The organism is Streptomyces poriferorum (genome assembly GCF_019399235.1).
Taxonomy (GTDB): Bacteria; Actinomycetota; Actinomycetes; order Streptomycetales; family Streptomycetaceae; genus Streptomyces; species Streptomyces poriferorum.
The window spans coordinates 1-1,107 of the sequence record NZ_JAELVH010000562.1 but is presented as its reverse complement, the minus strand read 5'-3'; the positions used below and the strand labels follow the sequence as shown (position 1 = coordinate 1,107).

General features: G+C 77.3%; 1 pseudogene. It reads left to right on the top strand.

The features are described from left to right. Positions 1–1,107 (top strand): annotated as a pseudogene (locus tag JGS39_RS39635) (hypothetical protein); the annotation flags it as partial.

The following is a 1,107-nucleotide window of genomic DNA, read 5'->3' as shown; positions in this document are numbered from 1 at the left end:
ACCCCCACCCTTACCCCGGATCCCGCCGCCTTGCCCGAGGTGGCCAGCCCGGCCCAGCGTGCCGCGGCCGAGGCCCTGTGGTCGGCGGGTGCCGCCGTGCTGGAGGCCGGCGTCGACGGGGCAGGCGCCGTCACGCAGGCGGTGCTCCTCCGTGCCGCGCACACCGCCCGGCTCCGGCAACTGCCGCGCGCCGCGGGCGCCGCACTGTCCGTAGTCACGCTCCTGCGCGCGGCCCGCGCCGGAGACCCGTCCTACCGCACCGCCGACCTGGTCACGGCGCTGGCCGAACTCCTGGGCACCGCCCACCGTGTGGGGACGGCTTCCGGCGCGGAGCTGGCCGCGGTCAAGGGCCGCGCGCGCCGCCCGTACAGCCCCGACGGCTCGTTGCGCCTGTACGGCCTGTTCACCGAACCCGTGGTCACCGACTCGGGGCACGGCGGCGCCCGCACCTGGGTCGCCGGATCCGACGGCCGCCTCTGCACGGTCGGTGACGTGGCACCCGGCGGTGTCGGGCGCGCCCTGGGCGTTGCCGACCGGGCCGTGCGCCTGGGAGACAGCGCGCTCACCCACCGGGAGCTGGGCCGGGCCGGCCTGGCGGTCTCCGGGGCGACGGTCTCGCCGGACGGCAGGCTGGGCGCCGGCAAGGGCGTCAAGGCCGTCTCCGCCGGGGGCGCGGCGTGGACGGATCCTCCGCTCGCCGCCCTGTGGGAGACGCCGCCGTCCGAACAGGCCGCCCGCGCCCTGCGGTCCACCTCCCGTTACGCGGACCCGGAGGGCGGCGGCAGCGACCTGCTCTTTCTGGACGTCGAACTCCTCGGAGCCGTAAGGGAATCGGGAGGCACCTGTCTGCTCGCCCTGTGCGAGGGAGGCACGGCCGTCCGGCTCACTGTCGCCGACGACGATCCCGGGCTGGCCCACCGGGACAACCTGACGCTGCTGGCCGCGGCGCCGGGGACACGGCTGCGGATCATCGGCCGCATGGTCCCCGCCCTCCATCCCCGGCTCGCCCTCCTCGCCTGCTCGCACCCCACCGGCCAGGGCACCATCGACCTCGGCTTCGACCGCCTGCGCCGCGCCGACCTCCCGGATCCGGCCGCCCCCGTGCAC